This window comes from Deinococcus cellulosilyticus NBRC 106333 = KACC 11606 (assembly GCF_007990775.1).
In the GTDB taxonomy this organism is placed as follows: Bacteria; Deinococcota; Deinococci; order Deinococcales; family Deinococcaceae; genus Deinococcus_C; species Deinococcus_C cellulosilyticus.
In genome coordinates this window covers 148,656-168,677 of the sequence record NZ_BJXB01000009.1, presented here as the reverse complement: position 1 = coordinate 168,677, position 20,022 = coordinate 148,656, and the positions used below count along the sequence as shown (strand labels likewise).

General features: G+C 56.0%; 20 protein-coding genes. 16 read left to right on the top strand and 4 right to left on the bottom strand.

The window, feature by feature from the left end:
- Window positions 1-101 precede the first annotated feature (101 nt).
- From DC3_RS29975 to DC3_RS11865, 5 genes are read left to right on the top strand one after another with little or no spacing between them, the layout of a single operon-like run.
- Window positions 102-230: a hypothetical protein gene (locus DC3_RS29975; RefSeq protein ID WP_281292533.1), complete on the top strand. Its 129-nt coding sequence runs from the start codon at window positions 102-104 to the stop codon at window positions 228-230.
- A gap of 18 nt (window positions 231-248) precedes the next feature.
- The gene (locus DC3_RS11880; protein ID WP_146884592.1) at window positions 249-773 is read left to right on the top strand and encodes a hypothetical protein; all 525 of its coding nucleotides are present in this window, start codon (window positions 249-251) and stop codon (window positions 771-773) included.
- Window positions 770-1,465 (top strand): RNA ligase family protein, encoded by a 696-nt coding sequence (locus DC3_RS11875; protein WP_146884591.1) that lies wholly within the window; start codon window positions 770-772, stop codon window positions 1,463-1,465. The genes DC3_RS11880 and DC3_RS11875 overlap by 4 nt, the downstream gene beginning before the upstream one ends.
- Window positions 1,462-2,220, top strand: coding sequence for a nucleotidyl transferase AbiEii/AbiGii toxin family protein (locus tag DC3_RS11870; protein ID WP_146884590.1), 759 nt, complete (start codon window positions 1,462-1,464; stop codon window positions 2,218-2,220). Before DC3_RS11875 ends, DC3_RS11870 begins: the two co-directional genes overlap by 4 nt.
- Window positions 2,213-2,782, top strand: a complete 570-nt coding sequence (locus DC3_RS11865; RefSeq protein ID WP_146884589.1) for an endonuclease dU — start codon at window positions 2,213-2,215, stop codon at window positions 2,780-2,782. The genes DC3_RS11870 and DC3_RS11865 overlap by 8 nt, the downstream gene beginning before the upstream one ends.
- 3 nt (window positions 2,783-2,785) lie before the next feature.
- Here DC3_RS11865 and DC3_RS11860 read toward each other — a convergent pair whose 3' ends face one another.
- Together DC3_RS11860 and DC3_RS11855 are read right to left on the bottom strand one after the other, a co-directional pair.
- The gene (locus DC3_RS11860; protein WP_146884588.1) at window positions 2,786-3,625 is read right to left on the bottom strand and encodes a DUF1963 domain-containing protein; all 840 of its coding nucleotides are present in this window, start codon (window positions 3,623-3,625) and stop codon (window positions 2,786-2,788) included.
- Window positions 3,626-3,633: 8 nt separating this feature from the next.
- Window positions 3,634-4,881: a glycerate kinase type-2 family protein gene (locus DC3_RS11855; protein WP_146884587.1), complete on the bottom strand. Its 1,248-nt coding sequence runs from the start codon at window positions 4,879-4,881 to the stop codon at window positions 3,634-3,636.
- Window positions 4,882-5,058: 177 nt separating this feature from the next.
- Here DC3_RS11855 and DC3_RS11850 point away from each other — a divergent pair, with 177 nt between their 5' ends.
- Window positions 5,059-6,033, top strand: a complete 975-nt coding sequence (locus DC3_RS11850; protein WP_146884586.1) for a glycoside hydrolase family 43 protein — start codon at window positions 5,059-5,061, stop codon at window positions 6,031-6,033.
- A gap of 223 nt (window positions 6,034-6,256) precedes the next feature.
- Here the strand turns inward: DC3_RS11850 and DC3_RS11845 are convergent, their stop codons facing one another.
- Entirely contained in the window at window positions 6,257-6,559 is a 303-nt protein-coding gene (locus DC3_RS11845) for a hypothetical protein (RefSeq protein ID WP_146884585.1), read from the bottom strand.
- Here DC3_RS11845 and DC3_RS11840 point away from each other — a divergent pair.
- Window positions 6,558-7,922, top strand: a complete 1,365-nt coding sequence (locus DC3_RS11840; RefSeq protein WP_146884584.1) for an ammonium transporter — start codon at window positions 6,558-6,560, stop codon at window positions 7,920-7,922. The two genes, DC3_RS11845 and DC3_RS11840, sit on opposite strands and share 2 nt — an antisense overlap.
- A gap of 72 nt (window positions 7,923-7,994) precedes the next feature.
- Entirely contained in the window at window positions 7,995-9,041 is a 1,047-nt protein-coding gene (locus DC3_RS11835) for a serine hydrolase domain-containing protein (RefSeq protein ID WP_146884583.1), read from the top strand.
- 159 nt (window positions 9,042-9,200) lie between these two features.
- Here the strand turns inward: DC3_RS11835 and DC3_RS11830 are convergent, their stop codons facing one another.
- Entirely contained in the window at window positions 9,201-10,217 is a 1,017-nt protein-coding gene (locus DC3_RS11830) for a LacI family DNA-binding transcriptional regulator (RefSeq protein ID WP_146884582.1), read from the bottom strand.
- Window positions 10,218-10,806: 589 nt separating this feature from the next.
- On the opposite strand from DC3_RS11830, the gene DC3_RS11825 reads away from it, so the two are divergent.
- The 8 genes from DC3_RS11825 to DC3_RS11790 all read left to right on the top strand — a co-directional run bounded on the left by DC3_RS11825 (window position 10,807) and on the right by DC3_RS11790 (window position 20,018).
- A complete protein-coding gene (locus DC3_RS11825) occupies window positions 10,807-12,114 on the top strand; it encodes an ABC transporter substrate-binding protein (protein WP_146884581.1) in 1,308 nt (435 codons plus the stop codon).
- A 71-nt stretch (window positions 12,115-12,185) separates the two neighbouring features.
- A complete protein-coding gene (locus DC3_RS11820; protein WP_146884580.1) occupies window positions 12,186-13,136 on the top strand; it encodes a carbohydrate ABC transporter permease in 951 nt (316 codons plus the stop codon).
- 1 nt (window position 13,137) lies between these two features.
- Complete coding sequence (locus DC3_RS11815) at window positions 13,138-13,992, top strand: carbohydrate ABC transporter permease (RefSeq protein ID WP_146884579.1); 855 nt, start codon at window positions 13,138-13,140, stop codon at window positions 13,990-13,992.
- A 131-nt stretch (window positions 13,993-14,123) separates the two neighbouring features.
- Window positions 14,124-15,614 carry an arabinosylfuranosidase ArfA gene (gene arfA / locus DC3_RS11810; RefSeq protein WP_222594751.1) on the top strand — a complete coding sequence of 497 codons (1,491 nt, stop codon included), beginning with the start codon at window positions 14,124-14,126 and terminating at the stop codon, window positions 15,612-15,614.
- A 10-nt stretch (window positions 15,615-15,624) separates the two neighbouring features.
- Window positions 15,625-16,635, top strand: coding sequence for an arabinan endo-1,5-alpha-L-arabinosidase (locus DC3_RS11805; RefSeq protein ID WP_222594750.1), 1,011 nt, complete (start codon window positions 15,625-15,627; stop codon window positions 16,633-16,635).
- On the top strand, window positions 16,632-17,678 hold the full coding sequence (locus DC3_RS11800; RefSeq protein ID WP_146884578.1) for a zinc-dependent alcohol dehydrogenase: 1,047 nt from the start codon (window positions 16,632-16,634) through the stop codon (window positions 17,676-17,678). Before DC3_RS11805 ends, DC3_RS11800 begins: the two co-directional genes overlap by 4 nt.
- On the top strand, window positions 17,675-19,387 hold the full coding sequence (gene araB, locus DC3_RS11795; protein WP_146884577.1) for a ribulokinase: 1,713 nt from the start codon (window positions 17,675-17,677) through the stop codon (window positions 19,385-19,387). Before DC3_RS11800 ends, araB begins: the two co-directional genes overlap by 4 nt.
- Window positions 19,365-20,018, top strand: a complete 654-nt coding sequence (locus DC3_RS11790) for an L-ribulose-5-phosphate 4-epimerase (protein ID WP_146884576.1) — start codon at window positions 19,365-19,367, stop codon at window positions 20,016-20,018. Before araB ends, DC3_RS11790 begins: the two co-directional genes overlap by 23 nt.
- The last annotated feature ends 4 nt before the right edge of the window (window positions 20,019-20,022 follow it).

Sequence of the window (20,022 nt, the reverse complement as noted above, 5' to 3'; positions counted from 1 at the left end):
GACAAGGTGGCTCTTTTCATTTGCGGGTTAAGCCATTCCTACCAGACATGGTAGGCACAAAAAGCGTGTTGCAGAGGGGAACAGCTCTTTACAATTGAGCAATGAACCTTGACTGCTTTGTTTTGAACAATGGAAATTGTGCAATGCTGAGCCTGCAACAGCAGGACATGTTTGAATTGCACATCACCACCGCCCCTCTTTCCCCGGAGCTGATTCAGGGGTTCACCTAGCTCTGCAAAACGCTGAGGGTGAAACCCCTGGTGATCGAATTGCATGAGGGCCTGCCCACCCAGCCCATGACCTGCTCACGGGTGCAGGGAACGCTGCAACAGGTGCAACAGGAAGTTGAGCGCATTTGTGAGGCTTTTCTTGGGCACGGATTTCCTGTGGTTCGGGTGAAGGTGGAGGCTGCTCCCTGGAATGCCATCACCCCACAGACCAGCAGGGACCTGAAAACAGAAGACCAGAACCGCTATTTTGAGCACCACTGCAAAGTCCTGATCCCAGAGACAGGTGATCTGGAGATTTTGCAGCAGGTCTGCCAGGGGCATGGAGCCCACCTGTCCCGCAATGCTTTCAAGACCCTGAAAGAGGGTGGGCAGGAACGGTTTGTCACCTTGCGCATGTATGGGGTTGCGCTGGATCAGGCCCAGGAGCAGGCAGACCTGTTGCGAATCCATCTGGAACAGGCCGGGTTCTCCTGCCAGAAGTCCATCATGGAATACTGTGTGCTGGACACCCAAATCGAGCTGGATGCGGGGTGGGGGGCATGAAGCGCATTTATGGGAGAATTCCCCACCTCCCCGGATCACGCACCGGACCTGCAGACCGCACCCTGGACCCTTGCATGGCCCTGAGGCTCACCTCGGTGGCACGACCAGGGGATCTGGTGCACGTTCAGGAGAAACTGGACGGAACCTGTGTGGCTGTGCTGCGGCTCGAGGGTGACCTGCTGGCATACGGATGGGAAGGCAGGCTGTGCAGCCTGTCTCTGAATGACAACCGCAGGGCTTTTGCTGTCTGGCTTGAACAGAACCAGCGCCGATTCTCCTGGCTGAAAGAAGGAGAAAGGGCAGTGTTTGAATGGCTTCCGGTGGCCCACGGCACCCGCTATCACCTGCCCCATGAACCTCTGGTCGTGCTGGATGTCTTTGAGGCATCTGGCCACAGGATGCCCTTGCTGGAGATGAAAAGCCGGGTGCATAACGCAGGTTTTTGTTCGCCTGCTTTGCTTCATTCAGGTGAAGCACTGTCCATTTCATCAGCACTGCAAAACCTGGGGCCGCACGGGCACCATGGAGCCATCGATTCAGCAGAAGGTGTGATTTACCGCCTTGAACGTGGCAGGGAGGTGCTGCAACTTGCAAAATTCGTCCGTCAGGGAAAACAGGATGGCTGTTTCCTGTCAGACCACACCGGAGAACCCCCAGTTTTCAACCTTTATCCGAAGGAGGTGCACGCATGACATCCCACACCCCGGAAGTCGAGCCTGAGTTGCTGAAAGGCTGGCTCAGGAGGACCATCCAGCATCCAGAACAGGACCGACTGGTGCTGCGTGGCTCCATGCTCACCTCCACCCTGTGCCCTGGAGCCAGACGCCCAGTGGACCTGGATCATCTGGTGCTCGGTGATTTTAATTCAGCAGATCTGCTGCGTCTGATCCATGAGATCCTCTCTGTTCCTGACCCGTCAACCCAACTTTTTTTTGAGCGTTCAGAAATCATCTGGGAAGACACTGCATTTCCGGGCGTGAGGGTTTTTCTGACCGGACAGGTGCAGGATGGGGACCTCCAGTGCTTCCAGATTGATTTTGCCTTCGGAGACCCCCTGATTCATCCTCCAGTGCAGGCTTTCATTCCTGAGGTGGGGCCTGTTCCCAGTTGCCTGCCAGAAATCCTTTACGCCTGGAAGCTGCATGGACTTGCAGAATTTGGAAGGGGTCGCTGGAGGGCCAAAGACCTGTATGATCTGTGGGTGCTCGCTGGCCTGCCCATGAACCTGGACCTTCTGAATCCTGCCCTCAAGGTTGCTTTTTCCAGCAGGGGAGATGATGTGGGCCTGCTTCTGGACTTTCACACCCGTGAATCCTGGGGCTGCAGCACCTCAGGACAGCGCAAGTGGCGCACCTTTCTGCGCAGACATCAATTGACCGCTGATTTTCTGGTGTGCCGCACCAGGGTCAGGGAGGTCCTGTCCAGGCTGGAGGGATTTCATGCGTGAATCAAAACTCTCCCACGCCATCGGGTTTGATGACTTTCCGTTTGAGCGCAGCCACCGGGGAGACATCCCGATTGTTGGAACGGTCTACGCCGGGCAGAAACTCGAAGGCATCCTCAGTGCAAAAATCCGGCGGGATGGGGTCAACAGCACCCGCGTGATTGCAAACCTCGTCCTGAACTCCAAATTTTATGACCACACCCAGCTGATTCTGCTGCAGGGGATTGCCCTGGGGGGGTTCAATGTCATGGACATCCATGAACTCAGTGCCCTGCTGGACCGACCCGTGCTGGTGGTTTCCAGGCGCAAGCCCAACATGGAGAAGATCAAAGATGCCCTGCTGAACCGGGTGCCTGGGGGCAAACGCAAATGGCACCTGATCCAGAAAGCAGGAGAGATGGAGGCTGCTTCTGGTGTGTACGTGCAGCGTGCTGGGCTCACGCTGGAACAGGCTGAACAGGTCATTCAGCGTTTCGCCATCTGCTCCAACATCCCCGAGCCCCTGCGGGCAGCCCACCTGATTGCAGGAGGGATGGCCACGGGTCAAAGTCGGGCAAGGCCGTGATCCTCAACTGGTCTCAATGGCTGCATACAGGTTCTGAAAGTTCAGGTTTCTTGGATCCTTGCGGTGAATAAGGAATTGCAGGTAACCTGCATCCCAGAACATCAAATCAAGTTCATCTACCGATTCGAAGGTGAGAAAATGCAGCCAGTCCAGGGCATGGATCATGTTCAATTCAGCCCATTTTTTCAGGTCGAACAGATATTGGGGTCCCACTTCACGGACCACATAAGCATCTTCTCTGGAGTCCTGACCAACGCCTGAAGCATGCCCAAACAATCTGGCGACAAGAACCTTATCGGGTTGCTGATGGAGTTCTCTAACCCAGGACTCGTAATTTTCTTGAGCCTGTTCTCCCAGTAGAGCAACGAGTGTGTCGTAGTCTCTGGTCGACCAGTGGGGAAGATCAGGTGCAAAAACCGCCTCAAGAGTATGTGGTTTCAGATGCGTGTACGATTCACAGGCATATTCTGCAGGTGGGTCAACACAGGCCAGAGGCTCATCACCGGTGTAGAGCAGAACTTGATGGTCAATGTTGTAAGCAGGTTCATCTTCACCCAGAAAAAAGTAAAGCATGCCTGCTCGTGGCAAAGGATCACCCGCAGATTCAGGCAAGTCTTGTAGCCGAATCTGCATCAAGAAAGTGAGTGCTTCTCCAGTTCCATTCAGGGGCCAGCAAAAGGAAGGAGGAAGGTCCGGCAGACCTCCAATTTTACTTGAGCCCACGGAGGGGCTTTGTTTACCCAGAAAAAACAAAACAGAAGCCAGGGTATGCTGCTGAAGCAATTCTCGATGGCTTTCAAGACCATGTTGGGTGATCCAGGCTTCAGGGAGATGAATTGTCATGAGGCATTTTACCGAGTGCCAGACACATACACCATCCGACAATCATTCAAATTGTTGTGGGTGGGTCCCGTCACCACCAGTTGTTCCAGAGCTTCAAAGAATGCAAAAGCGTTGTTGTCTTCCAGGTCTTTTTTGATGTTTCGCACAGCCTGAGCCCTCTGGAAGGTGTCCGGGGTGAGGAGGGCTCCTGCTGCATGAGTGGTTCCATCGATGCCGTCTGTGTCGGCTGCAAATGCCCACACCCCTTCGTCCTTCAGGTGCCAGCACAACCACAGCAGAAACTCCTGATTGCGGCCTCCCTGACCTGAGCCTTTGACCGTTACACTGGCCTCTCCACCACTTATCAGGACCACAGGAGGTTTCACAGGTTCAGCATGATTCCGAATGCTCCTGACCACTCCTGCATGAAAGGCGGCGAGTTCTCTGGCTTCACCTGTAAACGTGTCTCCCAGAAGGATTGCTGGAATGCCCTGCTGTTGCCAGAAGTGCTGAACGGATTTCAGGAAATGGAAATTGCTGCCGATGATGGTGCTCGAAGTCCGGTCCTTGCGTGCGTTTTTTCGGGGAGGGGCGTGTCTGAGGTGCTGAACAGCGTTCTGGAGTTCTGGCTGCTGATCAAGACCATACCTTTGCAGAACCTCCAGAGCATCTTCCGGTGTGCTGCTGTCTGGGATGGTGGGGCCAGAGGCAATGATGGAGGGGTCATCTCCGGACACATCTGAGAGCATCAGGGTCACCACTTTTGCTCGGGTGTGCTCTGCCAGCTGCCCCCCTTTGATGTGGGAGAATTGTTTGCGAACCGTGTTGATCTCGTGGATGGTGGCCCCACTGTTCAGGAGCAGCCGGGTCAGCAAGGTTTTCTCAGGTCGGGTGATGCCCCTGGGCGCACACCACAACGCACTTCCCCCTCCGCTGATCAGAATAATCAGGGTGTCTTTTTCTTCCAGGGAGGCCGCAAGGTGCAGGGCTTTCTGGGCTGCACGTTCACTGTTATCGTCTGGCGTGGGATGGGAGGCTTCGTCCAGAGGAATGTGGAGGGTCGCTCCCCCATGACCATATCGTGTGACGGCATGTCCAATGAGGTCTGGACCATAGGTGTCTTCTGCAGCTTTCAGCATGGGAAGGGCAGCTTTGCCCACGGCAAGCACGGCCACCTGTCCTTTTGAAGGTCGCTCAGGCAGGTGATTCAGGGTCAGCAGGTAAGGATCATTTTCTGCCAGTGCAGAGTGAAAGGCCTGTAAAAGAAGGTCTCGCATGTGGTTCAAGTGTATGCGATGCCGGGGTGTGTCTTGACAGCCTCAGGCGCACAGTGCTACTGTGTTAGCGTTCACATCTGCGCTACACTTCACTTGATCCTGCCCAAGTCCACCTCTCATGTCCTAACCAATTGTGATCGATCACATGAATTCACATTGGTCCAGAAGGAGCCTGTCATGCCATCACAACCCGTTTTTCCCAATCCACTGGTCGAACAGAGGGCCGATCCCTGGGTTCACCTGCACACCGATGGGTACTACTACTTCACAGGCTCTGTGCCTGAATATGACCGCATTGAACTGCGTCGAGCACGAAAACTGGAAGATCTGACCGCCGCTGAAACCGTGGTGGTCTGGAGAAAATACCCCACAGGACCCATGAGCGCCAACATCTGGGCCCCCGAACTCCATTTCATTGATGGAAAGTGGTACATCTACTTTGCTGCAGCCAGAACCACCGAGACCCGCGATGGCCTCTTTGACCACCGCATGTTTGTGCTCGAATGTGATGCCGAGAATCCTCTGGAGGGCCAGTGGGTTGAAAAAGGACAGTTGAAGACAAAGTGGGAGACATTTGCGCTGGACGCCACCACGTTTGAGCACAGAGGCAAACGGTATCTGGTCTGGGCCCAGAAAAACCCCGAAATCTTCGGCAACTCCAACCTGTACATCAGCGAAATGGAAAACCCCTGGACCTTAAAAGGGGAACAGGTGATGCTCACCACCCCTGAATACCCCTGGGAAGTGATTGGTTTTCTGGTCAATGAAGGTCCTGCCGTGCTGAAACGCAATGGACGCATTTTCATCAGCTTTTCTGCCAGTGCAACAGACCACCATTACTGCATGGGCCTGCTCAGTGCACCAGAGGATGCAGATCTGCTTGATCCTGACGTGTGGACCAAATCCCGGGAGCCCGTGTTCCAGACCAGTGAGAAAAACAGACAGTATGGCCCCGGACACAACAGTTTCACCACCCTGGAAGATGGTACGGACGTGCTGATTTTCCATGCCCGCAGTTACAAGGAGATTGTGGGAGACCCCCTGTATGACCCCAACCGCCATGCCCGTGCACAGGTGTTTGGATATGCAGAAGATGGGACACCTGTGTTTGGTGTGCCTCTGCCAGACACACAGAAGGAACCTGCAGTCTGACCTGGATGTCCTGATCAGGAGGCATGTTTGATGTGGTGGAGGAAACGAATGTTGAGCCTCCACCACATCGCTTTTTTGACCTGATGAGGTTTTCTGGTGTCTGAAACCAGGGCAGTTGAAAAGCCCCTTGAGCAAACCAATGCCTGGCCTGCTCAAGGGGTTGCCCAGAGGGGATCGTTATGCCACTCAGCACCTCAAGGTGCAGAAGCACAGGTGACCCATTTCAATCTTTGAAAATCTGAAGATTTTCCAAAATGACAATCTGTGAATTATACGTTTGATTCGGCAAATCTTGATTCATTTTTTCAAAAAATTCATCTATTAAAAATTTCCTTGACAAGATGGCCTTTTCTGTTATCCTAACAGCAAGACGGAGGTTGAATTCCAGAAATGGACCCAGCCCTCTTCTTGTTGCCCTTTTCGTTCTGACGCGCCCCACAGATTCACCTGCAGGAAACACCACTTTTCTGCTGTCCGTCTGACCTGTGCTGCAAGTTTCCCACTTGCTGCACTGGAGGGGAACCATGAAACGAAACTTCCGCCCTCACCTGCTTCTGCTTCTGTTCCTGATCGCATCTGCACACGCCCAGCAAACGGTCCCCCTGACCCTGGACCGGGGAGACACCGCCTGGATGCTGATGTCCAGTGCCCTGGTTTTGTTGATGACCCCTGGCCTCGCCTTCTTCTATGGAGGACTCACCCGCACCAAAAGCGTCCTGAACACCATCATGATGGGTTTTGGCACCATGGGGCTGGTGGGGGTGTTGTGGGTGATGCTGGGCTACACCCTTGCTTTTGGTGACAATGGCAGCAGTCCGTACATCGGGTCACTGGAGAATGCGTTCATGCAGGGCATCGACCAGAACACCCTGTGGGGCACTTTTGAAGCGGCAACAGGCCATGCCATTCCCAAATACGTGTTTGTGATGTTCCAGGGCATGTTTGCCATCATCACGGCAGCCCTGATCAGCGGGGCCCTGATTGACCGCATGAAGTTCAGTGCATTCATGGTTTTTATTGCTTGCTGGACACTGCTGGTGTATTCCCCACTGGCGCACTGGGTGTGGGATGCCTCAGGATGGCTTTTCAAGTTGGGGGCTCTGGATTTTGCAGGTGGAACTGTGGTGCACATCTCCTCCGGGGTTTCGGCGCTCGTTGCAGCAACGCTGCTCGGTGAACGCATGAAAACCACCAAACGGCAGGCTGTGCCCCACAACATCCCTTATGTGCTGCTTGGTGCAGGTCTGTTGTGGTTCGGCTGGTTTGGCTTCAATGCAGGCTCTGCCCTCGGGGCCAACGGCAGTGCCTCCCTTGCCTTCATCACCACCAGCACTGCCACCAGTGCCGCCATGCTCGCCTGGGTGCTCTGGGAGGCCCTGCGGGGACAGCGCCCCAGTGCCATAGGTGCGGCCACAGGTTCTGTGGTGGGCCTCGTTGCCATCACCCCAGCAGCAGGTTTTGTCAGTCCAATGTCTGCGATCCTGATCGGGATGATCGCTGCAAGCTGTTCTTTCTGGGTGATCCAGTACAAGCACCGACTCAAAGCAGATGATGCGCTGGATGTCTTTGCCTGCCATGCCGTTGGGGGCACCGTGGGATCTCTGCTCACAGGTGTGTTTGCCTCCAAAGCGGTGAATGGCGCATATTCCGGGGTCATTGACGGAAACTGGGCACAACTGGGCATTCAGGCTGTGGGTGTGCTTGCTGCAGTTGCAGTGGCTGCAGCAGGCACCTGGACCCTCATGAAACTGCTCGATGCTGTGTTCAGGGTGAGGGTGACCCCTCCCTATGAAACCGCAGGTCTTGACCTTTCCGAGCATGCCCAGGAAGCCTACCAGGAAGAAAAATACCCACCTCTGGGGACCCCCTCTGTGGTTTCTGGAGATTAGAACGGATGCACCTCACAGGCCCTCCACTGGAGGGTTTTTTGTCCCTGCCGAGGACAAAAGCTATACTGACCCATGGCATTTGCAGACCCTGGAAAGCTCAAACGTCTTGAACAATTTCGTCTGGAGCAGGGCGTTCCCGGCATTTCTCTCGCAGTGGTGCGCAATGGCAAACCTGAGCTTGTGACCACGGTCGGACATCCCGACCTGCAAGGCGAGCATCCTCTGGCTCTGGATGCGCTTTTTCCCATTTACAGCGTGACCAAAACCCTGATTGCTGCGGCCCTGATGCTGCTCATGCGGGACCATCCTTTGCAACTCGACGATGCTGTCGCTGTGCACCTCCCGGACCTGCACCTGCCAGAAACCATCACCATCAGGCACCTGCTCAACCACACAGGGGGACTGCCAGATTATGGGAGCCTGAAAGCCTATCAGGAAGCCCTGAGAGCACATCCACCTGAGCCCTGGACTGAGAAAGAATACCTGACCCTGATTTCCTCCATGGGGTTGCAACAAGAGGCTGGAGACACCTTTCTGTACTCCAATGTGGGCTATCTGGTGCTGAAGTTGCTGGTGGAAAAGCTTTCCGGGAAGCGCCTTGCTGAAACCCTCAAACAGTTGCTGTTTGATCCGATGGGACTGCAGAACACCAGGGTGGCAGAAAATCTGCAGGACATGGCAGACCTGACCCCTGGATTCAGCCGTTTCTGGTCCCCTGAGCTGCAGGATGTGCGGGAATTCTACCATCCGGGCTGGGTGGCACATGGGGTGGTGCTTTCCACAGCCTCTGAACTTGCTGCTCTGGTGGACACCCTGTTCACTTCCCGGGTTCTGCTGCCCCGTGAGCTCGGGGAGATGATGCAGGCTGTGGTGGTGGCTGACCATCACCCGATTTTCACCGTTCCAGGCTACGGCCTGGGCCTGATGATTGACGCCCTCAGGCATGAATTCATCGGTCACGGTGGGGGAGGCCCCGGGTATTCCATTGGTGCCCTGCACTGCCCTGACCGTTTTGGGGAGAGCTTCACCTGTGTGGTGATGGTCAATCAGGAAGGCGGATGGGGTCTGGAGCTTGCCCATCAGGTGATTCTGGAGTATTCAGTTCACAGTTCACAGTAGACAGAGACAGAGGTCGGGAAAAACCTGCTTTGCGATCAGACTTTTTTGGAGGCCACATGAACTCATTTTCGACTGTGTCGGGGCCAGCATCATGTCATCTGGACCATGAATCAAAAGCGAGTCCTCTGAAGCAGGGACTCGCTTTGAACTGTGAACTTGCTACACCAGGTTCTTGACGCTTTTTCGCACCACAATCTGGGCCTGAATGAGGCTCTGGTGCACGTCAATCTGTGGATCATTCAGGCGTTCCAGCAGGTGGGTCACGCCCCGTTTGCCCAGCAGGGGAAAATTCTGGCGCATGGTGGTGAGGGGAGGATCGAAGTGGGCGGCTTCAGGGATGTCATCGAAACCCACGATGGACACCTGATCGGGCACCCGGATGCCTGCATCTTTGAGGGCATGGATGGCTCCGAGCGCCATCTGGTCGTTGGCCGCCACAATCGCTGTGAACTTGTGGCCCCCTTTCAGCAGTTTCTGGGTTGCAGCGTAACCCCCATCTGCACTCCAGTCGCTTTCGATGACCAGATCCATCGGGAGGTTCTCGGTCTGCATTTCGTGCTGCCAGCCTTCCAGGCGGTATTTGGCATCGCACCAGTGCATGGGTCCGGTGATGAAAGCAATGTCACGGTGGCCCAGGTCCAGCACATGGCGGATCATCTTGCGGCCCCCGGACACCTGATCAATCATCACGGTGGGGAGGTCAATGCCCCAGGGGGCGTCAATCAGCACGTAGGGCACGTTGGGAAGCAGGTCTTTGATCTCGTTGACATTCACAATCAGGGGGGTGATCAGGATGATGCCGTCCACCTGTTGCATCATCAGGTGCTCGATGCCCTCGGTGATCTGGTCGCGGGTCAGTTCGGTGATGTTGGTGATGATGACATGGTACCCGGCATCCCTGGCGGCCTGTTCGATGCCGTAAACCATCTGGGAGGGGCCATATTGTGATGATCCACAGCTCACCACCCCGATGGTGGAGGTCTTGCGGGTCACCAGACTGCGTGCGGTCTGATTGGGGCGGTAATCGAGCTCCTGGATGGCTTCCAGGACTTTTTTGCGGGTGTGTTCCGAGACGCTGGGATGCTTGTTGAGCACCCTGGAGACGGTCTGGTGAGAGACCCCGGCAAGTTTTGCCACGTCGGTGATGACAGCAGGTTTGTGGGGCTGGCTGCTCATGGTTGCTCCTGTGAACCAACACTGCGAACGTCTGCTGTGCAGGTTGCAGCTCACCTGGAAAATGTGACAGCGAAGTGAGCGATAACACAACTGTAACGGCTTGTCGAAGCTTCGTCAAGATCGCGCACAAATGGATTCAGACCAGAGTTGTCCAGAAAAAACCATCTTTCAGATGGTTTTCAAACGCATTTCAGCAGGAAGCAGATGTGCCTCCTTGTGGTGGGGTGGATGGGTGACAGCGCATCACACCCTTTTTCCACTCAAATGTTTGAAGTTCTGGCCCATCACATCCCGTGCATGAAGCCCCCATCTTCAACATCCTGCCCTGGGCTTTTGCCTTTTACAGAACAAAGACATGCGTCTGGAAAAGCATCCATCAATTCTGAAATGCATGAAGACTTCACCTGAAGCCTGTGCCCCTGATCCTGTTGACAGGGGGTCCAGAAAGGTGCTAGTCTGTGATCGTTCACAGAAGGAAACCACAATCAATGTGATCGCTAACACATGAGAGACCCGAAGGCTGTCCTCACAACGTCTTTTTTGCCTTTGATGCTCATCTGGTGGCCTCACACCCCAAGGAGAGAGAGTTATGAAAAGAAGCATCATCGTTTTGAGCTGCCTGCTGAGTGCCTCCGCCTTCGCCGCCGAAAACACCTACAGCGGACCGAAAGTGGAACTGACCTTCATTCACGGCTACACCGCCTCTGACCGCATTGACATGGAAAACCTCGTCAAGAAATTCAACGAGAGCCACCCCAACATCAATGTGAAGGCCAGCGCAGTGGCCTGGGGCACCACCTACCAGCAAATTGGCCCCCTGGTGGCCGCAGGCAAAGCTCCCGATGTGCTTGCCATGACTGAAAACGTGATCAACAACTTCGTGGCCAAAAACGCCGTTGCTGAAATCACCTCTGCGGACATCAAAAAACTGGGCATCAAGTCCAGCAACTACTACAAGAACCTCTGGACAGGGGGCACCTCCAAGGGCAAGGTCTACGGGATTCCCTTCAGCCAAGTGTCTGTGGTGATGTTCTACAACCAGAACCTGCTCGACAAATACGGCATCAAGAAGCTGCCCAAGACCTACAAGGAGTTCCTGGCCGCAGCCCAGAAGTGCACCGTGGACCAGAACGGCAAGAAGCCCGGTGAAGCCGGATTCGATCAGGCCAAACTCGCGACTTACGGCTGGGGGGTGTCCCACAACGCAGCAGGAGCACTCTTCACTGCATATGGTGCAGTGCGCAGCTTCGGTGGCAACACTGTAGACAAGGACTTCAACCCTGACTTCAACAGCCCTGAAGCCGTCAAGGCCATTCAGACCTACGTCGATTTCGTGAACAAGTACCAGGTCTCACCTGCCAAACTCACCGACGACACCGCCATTGCCGACTTCCGTGGAGGCAAGAGCTGCTTCAACACCAACGGGGCCTGGATGTACAACTTCTACAGTGACGCCAAGAACATCAAACTCGGCGTTGCCTTCCCCCCTGCACTGGGCAGCAAACCCGCCGCATGGGGCGCCCACACCCACCTCGTGCTGCCCCGCCAGAAGGACAGTTATGACGCCAACAAACGCGCCGCTGCTCTGGAATTCATCCGCTTCATGACCGACAAGGAGCAGATGCTGGCTTTCACCGAATCCGGTGCGCTCCCCACCCAGCCTGCGGTTGCCAATGATCCCCGTTATGCCAAGAACCCCTTCGCTCCCATCAAGAACAACCTGAAAAACATCTACATCCCCACCGGATGGCCCTGGGTGGATCAGGTGCAGAACGCCATGTTCCTGGCCGTTGAGAACGCCATCCTGGGCAAGAAATCCGTGCAGGACGCCCTCAATGATGGTGTGAAAGAAGCCCAGAAGAACGTGAACGAAGCCCGCCAGAGCCTGGGCCTCTAAGAAACCAGCCAGGTGCAAGGTCCCCTGGGATGAGTCTGGCCCAGGGGACCCGAGCCTGAAGGAGGAGAAGGATGCTGAAAACCGCCACCAAGCCCACAGCGACCAAGCGCAGCATCTTCGCGCTGAACGAGTCCAATCCGCTGGTTCCCTACCTGTATCTGGTTCCCCACGCCATTCTGTTCTTCGTGTTCTTCGTTTACCCGATCGGCTACGGGGTGTGGGTCAGCATGCACCGCTGGGACCCCCTCAACACCATCAGTCCCTACGTGGGCCTGGAGTTCTACACCAACCTTTTTGACCCCAATAAAATTCAGGCTCAGTTTTTCTGGAAGAGCGTGGTCAACACCTGCATCTTCGTGGCATGGAGCGTTCCTGCCCTGGTGGTGGTCGCCCTTCTGCTGGCAGTGCAACTTCAGAAACCCATTTTGTTCAGAGGGTTTTTCCGCACCGTGTTCTTCTCTCCTGGCATCCTCTCGGTTTCCGTGGTCGCCATTTTGTGGCGCTGGGTCTTCGACAACGGCAACGGTCTGGTCAACGTGGTCCGGCGGGACGTGTTCAACCTCCCGATCATCAACTACATGACCGACGAGAACATCGTCTGGCTTCCCATCGTGATCGCAACCATCTGGTGGACAGTGGGTTTCAACATGAACCTGTACCTCGCAGCCATGAGTGGCATCTCCCAGAGCTACTACGAGGCTGCCGAGCTTGACGGGGCCAACGGATTCCAGAAGTTCTGGCACATCACCCTGCCCCTCCTGCAACCCACCACCCTCTTTGTTGCAGTCACCACCGTGCTGGCCTCCTTCAACCTGTACGGCCAGAGCGTCCTGATGACCAACGGGGGACCGAGCCGCTCGACCCAGTCGGTGATTCACTACATCACCGAGGAAGGCTTCACCAACAACCAGTTCTCAAGCGCCACCGCCATGTCCTTTGTGTTTGGACTGATCATGCTGGTCTTCACCGTGATCCAGTTCCGCATGATGGCCAAAGACGTGACCCGCAGCAGGGGGAATTGACATGACCGTCCAGGCACCCAAGAAAACCCCAGGCTTTCGACTCCCCAAAGACACCCTGCGTTTCGTGCTCCTGTGCATTCAGGCCCTGATCTTTCTGGCCCCCCTGTACTGGATGGTCACCACCGCCTTCAAAACAGACGGTGATGCGATTGCCCAGCCTGTGCAGTGGTTCCCGGCCAACCCCACCCTGGAGAACTTCAACATCATCCTCAACACCCCGGATGCCAACATCCTGAGGTGGGCCTGGAACTCACTCTTCACCTCGGTGGCCTACACGGTGGCCCACCTGTTCGTGGCCTGCCTGACCGCCTACCCCTTTGCCCGCATGAAGTTCAAAGGCCGTGAACAGTGGTTCTGGTTCCTGCTCGCCAGCATGATGATCCCCAACATCGTCACCCTGATTCCGCTCTACATCATGATGATCGACTTCAACTGGATCGACTCTTACCACGTGTTGATCTGGCCTGGTGTTGCAAATGTGTTCGGGGTCTTCATGATGCGGCAGTTCTTCTCCTCGATTCCGGTGGAACTTGAAGAGGCCGCACGTCTGGACGGCGCGAACAGCCTGGTGATCTTCTTCCGAATCCTGCTCCCCCTGTCCGTTCCGGCCCTGGTCACCCTTGGGGTGTTCTCCTTCCTGGGGGCCTGGAACAACTACCTCTGGCCGCAATTCATGGTGCACGGCGACATGCTCACCCTGCCCGTCGGGATTGGCAACTTCACCATGCGTTACGGCATCGAGTACGGCAAACTGATGGCCGGTGCCACCATCACCGCCATTCCTGTGCTGCTGGTGTACGTCTTCGCCCAGAAGTACATCGAACAGGGCATGACGCTGACGGGCCTCAAAGAGTAAATCCTCACTTCTTCCCTTCCTGTGCAGGAGTTCCCCTCCTGGAGCTCCTGCAAAACCTCAAGCCCTCCTTTTTTGAGAAACACAAAACCAGAGCGAAGTTTTGATTTGATCCATTCCTGAAAGGACCCGCCATGAAAAAAGCCCAGATTCTTCTTGACACCCACAGAACCATCAGCGAAATCAGCCACTACATCTTTGGTGGATTCGCCGAGCACATGGGCCGCTGCATCTACGAGGGCATCTACGACCCCCAAAGCCCTCTGAGCGACGAGAACGGCATCCGCAGGGATGTGATGGACGCCCTGAAGGAACTCAATTTCCGTTCCATCCGTTACCCCGGGGGCAACTTCGTGTCAGGGTACAACTGGGAAGACGGAATTGGCCCCAGGGAAAACCGCCCGGTCAAGCGCGATCTGGCCTGGAGGAGCATCGAAACCAACCAGTTTGGCACGGATGAATTCATGAAGGTCTGCGCTGAACTGAAAACCGAACCCATGATGGCCGTGAACCTGGGCACCGGAAGTATTCAGGACGCGGCCAACATCGTCGAATACTGCAACCTCGAAGGCGGCACCCATTACAGCGACCTGCGCATCAAAAACGGTGCTGAAAAACCTTATGGTGTGAAGTTCTGGTGTCTGGGGAACGAGATGGATGGTCCCTGGCAGGTGGGACAGCTTTCTGCAGAGGATTACAGTAAGAAAGCCGTGCAGGCTGCAAAGGCCATGAAGCTGATCGATCCTTCCATTCAACTGATTGCCTGCGGTTCCTCCTCCAGCCTCATGAACTCCTACCCCGAGTGGGACCGCATCGTGCTGGAAGAGACCTGGGACCAGATCGATTACCTCTCGATGCACTACTATGCCAGCAACCGGGAGGAGGACACTGCCAGTTACCTCGCCTATACCCGTGAATTCGAAGACCACCTGCAAACCCTGGCCGCCACCATCCGTTACGTGAAAGCCAAGAAACGCAGCCAGAAAGACGTGTTCCTCTCCTGGGATGAATGGAACGTCTGGTACCGCGAAATGAACGGCAACGGCGAGTGGCAGCAGGCCCCCCACATCCTGGAAGAGGTCTACAACCTTGAAGATGCGCTGGTGGTGGCCCAGTGGATGAATGTCTTCCTGAAGCACAGCAATGTGCTGAAGATGGCCTCCATCGCACAGGTTGTCAATGTGATCGCTCCCATCATGACCAGACGGGATGGCATGTTCAAACAGACCATCTATTATCCTTTCCTGGTGTTCAGCAAACACGCTTCTGGTCAGGCGCTCAGCCTGCATGTGGCCTCCGACCAGTACGAGACGAAAAAACACGGCCTCGTGAACCTGCTCGATGCCAGTGCCAGTTTTGATGCCAGCCAGAACGAAGGGGCTGTTTTTCTGGTCAACCGCAGCCAGGATGAAGAACTCGAAACCGAAATCGTCTTTCAGGGCCGTGTTCCCACTTCCGTGCGCGTGGCCCACCAGCTTGCTGGCAGCGACCCCAAAGCCCACAACTCCTTCGAGGAGCCTGAAAAGCTCACCCTGCAGACGATTGAAGCAGGGGAGATCAAAGACGGCAAACTCGTGCTGAAGCTTCCTGCCCTGTCCTTTTCGGCAGTGGTGCTGGACTACTGAGGTGATCCCCATGATCGGATGGCAGAAACAGGGTTTGAAAATCTTCGGGGTGCTTTCCGCACTCATGCTCGGAGGAATTGGACACATGCAGGGACTGACTGGAGACCTCGGAGCCCACGACCCCGGGCTCTACAAAGACGGAGACACCTACTACGTGTTCTCCACCGGAGACGAGTATTACGGCAACGGCAACATCCAGATCCGCGCCTCAAAGGACCTGAAAAACTGGGAGAAGCTGGGCACGGTGCTCCCTGAAAAACCCGACTGGATCATGCCTGAGCTCTTCGTGGTGCCCAATCTGTGGGCCCCGGAAGTGTATTTCAAAGATGGCATTTACTACCTGTACTACGCTGCCAGTCACTTTGGGACCAACGAGAGCGCCATGGGCCTGCTGACCAACACCACCCTGGACCCCAAAAATCCCAATTACCAGTGGGAGGACAAAGGGATGGTGCTGCGCAGCAAGACCGGCATCGACAACTGGAACGCCATTGATCCTGCACGACTGGACACCTCCGATGGACGCTCCTGGCTGGCTTTTGGTTCCTTCTGGGACGGCATCAAGATGCGTGAACTGGACCCCAAAACGGGCCTCTTGCTGGAAAGCAACCAGGAGCTCTACAAACTGGCTTCCAGAGGGGGAGGGGCCATCGAAGCTCCTGCCCTGATCGAGCGGGACGGGTATTACTACCTGTTCGTGTCCTTTGACCGCTGCTGCGCGGGTCTGGACAGCACCTACAAGATGATGGTGGGCCGCTCGAAATCCATCACTGGACCGTACCTCGACAAGAATGGCAATGACCTGGCAAACGGAGGCGGAAGCCTGCTGCTCGAAACCACCGGGCGTTTTGTGGGTCCTGGCGGGCAGTCTGTGTATCAGGATGGCAACCGCTACCTGCTGGCCCACCACTACTACGACGGGGACCTGATGGGCACCATCACCCTGCAGGTGACGGAACTCCAGTGGGATGACAATGGCTGGCCTGAAGTGAACCTCAAGGATTACGAGGCCTCCCAATGACCCAGGCTGCCTACCTGACCGCCCCTGAGACTTTCGAGGTCGGTCCATCCCCTGAGCGTCAGCTTCTGAGAACTGGAGAAGTGCGGATCAGGGTGCTGAGTGTGGGCGTGTGCGGCAGCGACATCCACATGTATCAGGATTACCGGATCGGGGACACCAGCATCAAAACCCCGCTGATCCTCGGGCACGAGTTCTGTGGAGAGGTGATCGAGGTGGCAGGTGGCACCCGATCCGGTGACCACCAGACCCTCAGGGTCGGAGACCGTGTGGCGGTGGAGCCTCATGTGGCCTGTGGTCATTGCCGCCAGTGTGAGGAAGGGCACCCCAACCTGTGCCCCCACCACACCTTCCTGGGTGTGTACCCTCATCACGGAGCCCTTCAGGAAACCCTGACCGTTCCAGCAAAGAACTGCTTCATCCTCCCGGATGAGGTCAGCAACGATGCCGGAGCCCTTCTCGAAGCCCTGGGGGTGGCCCTGCATGCCGTGCGCCTGGGTCAGGTGGATGTGGGAGACCGGGTGGCCGTGATTGGCGCAGGTCCCATCGGGCTTCTGCTGACGAAACTGCTCTCCCTCTCTGGCGTGACCCAGCTTTCCGTGATTGAACCCCTGGCATGGCGCAGAAAAGCCGCTGAAGGGTGGGGCGCAACGGACACCCATGAAGCCTCTTACACCATGAGCGGCGATTATGACGTGGTGTTTGAGGCAGCATGGGCCGGAAGCGCTGTGCAACTGGGTGCAGAACTGTGCAGACCCGGAGCAAGGCTCGTGCTGGTGGGCATTCCCGGAGATGACCGCTGTGAAGTGCAACACGCCCTGGCCCGCAGAAAAGGCCTGACCCTGGTGTTTGCCCGCCGCATGAAGCACACCTACCCTGCCTGCATCCGTCTGGTCCAGACCGGACAGGTCAAGCTTGAAGAGATTGTGTCTCACATTTACCCTCTGGCAGAAGTGCAGCAGGCCTTCAAAACCCACGCTGACCTCCTGCCAGACGTCCTCAAAGTGGTGGTCCGGGTGACGGACGCCGACAAGGAGCATCCATGAGCGACCCTTTGAAAGAGTTGTACACCATTGGTGTGGATTATGGCACCGAATCTGGCCGCGCTGTGGTGGTTCGGGTGCGGGACGGTCAGGAAATGGCCTCTGCAGTCACCCCTTATCCGCACGGTGTGATCGATCACCAGCTGCCCACTGGGGAAGACCTCCCCGCAGACTGGGCCCTCCAGCACCCCGACGATTATCTGGAAGTGCTCAGAAAAGCCGTTCCAGAAGCCCTGAAACTCAGTGGTGTGAACGCAGAAGATGTGGTGGGCATCGGGATTGATTTCACCGCCTGCACCATGCTCCCCACCACCCAGGAGGGTACCCCTCTGTGCTTTCTTCCAGAACTGAAAAGCGAGAAACATGCTTTCGTGAAACTCTGGAAGCACCACGCTGCCCAGCCGCACGCAGACCGCATCAATGAAACCGCCGCACGCATGGGCGAAAAATGGCTGCCCAGATACGGCTTCAAGATCAGCAGCGAATGGTTCTTCGCCAAAGCCCTGCAGATCCTGGAAGAGGCCCCAGAAGTGTATGAAGCAGCAGATCGACTGATTGAGGCTGCAGACTGGGTGGTCTGGCAGCTTACCGGGGTGGAAACCCGCAACACTTGCACTGCAGGTTACAAGGCCATGTACCAGGATGGACACTTCCCCTCCAGAGAGTATTTTGCTGCCCTCAACCCTGAGTTTGCGGATGTGGTTTCAGAGAAGATGCTCACGGAACTCTCTCCACTGGGAGGAAAAGCAGGCACACTCTCTGCTCAGGCTGCACAGTGGACTGGCCTGAAAGAGGGCATCGCTGTAGCTGTGGCCAACGTGGATGCACACGTTGCAGTTCCTGCAGCCACCGTCACCGAGCCCGGCCAGATGGTGGCGATCATGGGCACCAGCACCTGTCACATGCTGCTTGGAGACAAACTTAAAGAGGTCCCTGGCATGTGTGGGGTGGTCGATGGGGGCATCATCCCCGGTCTTTACGGCTATGAAGCTGGACAGTCCGGTGTGGGGGACATCTTCGGCTGGTTTGTGAAGCATGCGGTCCCAGCGAGTTACCATGAGCAGGCTCAGGTCGAGCATGTGAGCGTTCACCAGATTCTGGAGAGAGAAGCCGCCCAGCAAAAACCTGGCGAGCACGGCCTGATCGCACTGGACTGGCTCAACGGCAACCGCAGCAACCTCGTGGATGCCAACCTTTCTGGGTTGATTCTGGGTCTGACCCTGCACACCCGTGCTCCGGACATTTACCGGGCCCTGATTGAAGCGACGGCTTACGGGACCAGAGCGATCATCGACAATTTCAGACAGCACGGGGTCCCCGTCACCGAACTGATCATCGCGGGTGGCCTGAAGAAGAACAAAATGCTGATGCAGATTTATGCCGACGTGACCGAGCTTCCGCTCAGCATCGTGACCAGTGAACAGGGCCCTGCCCTCGGGAGCGCCATTCACGCTGCCGTGGCTGCAGGACTGTACGAGGACATCCGGGCTGCAGCCAAAGTGATGGGTCGCCTGGAGAAGAACGTGTACATTCCCAATCCAGAAAACGTCAGGGTCTACCGGGAACTCTACAAGGAATACATCACCCTGCATGATCACTTCGGGCGTGGCCTCAACAACGTGATGAAGCGCCTGAAAAAGCTCTCCCAGACCGAAGACTCTGAACCCACTGAACCCGAGGAGGTGGCCCATGCTGCTCCCACACTTGCGTGAAGAACTGTGCAAACAACACCTGGAACTGCCCAGACAGGGCCTGGTCACCTGGACCAGCGGAAACATCAGTGTTCTGGACGACGAATCAGGCCTCATGGTCATCAAGCCCTCGGGGTTGATGTTTGAGGAACTGACCCCTGAAAGCATGGTGGTGCTTGATCTGGACGGCAAAGTCGTGGAAGGCAAATACAAGCCCTCCAGTGATACAGCGACCCATGCCTACATCTACCGCCACATGCCCCATGTGAGAAGCATCATCCACACCCACAGTGCGTATGCCACCGCATGGGCAGCCAACAACCGGGAAATTCCCTGCATTCTCACTGCAATGGCGGATGAATTCGGAGGTCCCATCCCCTGTGGTGGTTTCGCCCTGATCGGTGGAGAAGAGATCGGCAAGGAAGTGGTGAAAACCCTGACCGGGCACCGTTCCCCTGCGGTGATTCTCAAGAACCACGGGGTCTTCACCATCGGAGAATCCATCAAGAAGGCCCTGAAAGCCGCCGTGATGTGCGAGGATGTCGCGAAAACCGTGCACCTTGCCTACCAGCTGGGCAATCCAGAAAAACTGGAGCAACAGGACATCGACAAACTCTACGACCGTTACACCCATGTGTACGGACAGAAATAAGGAA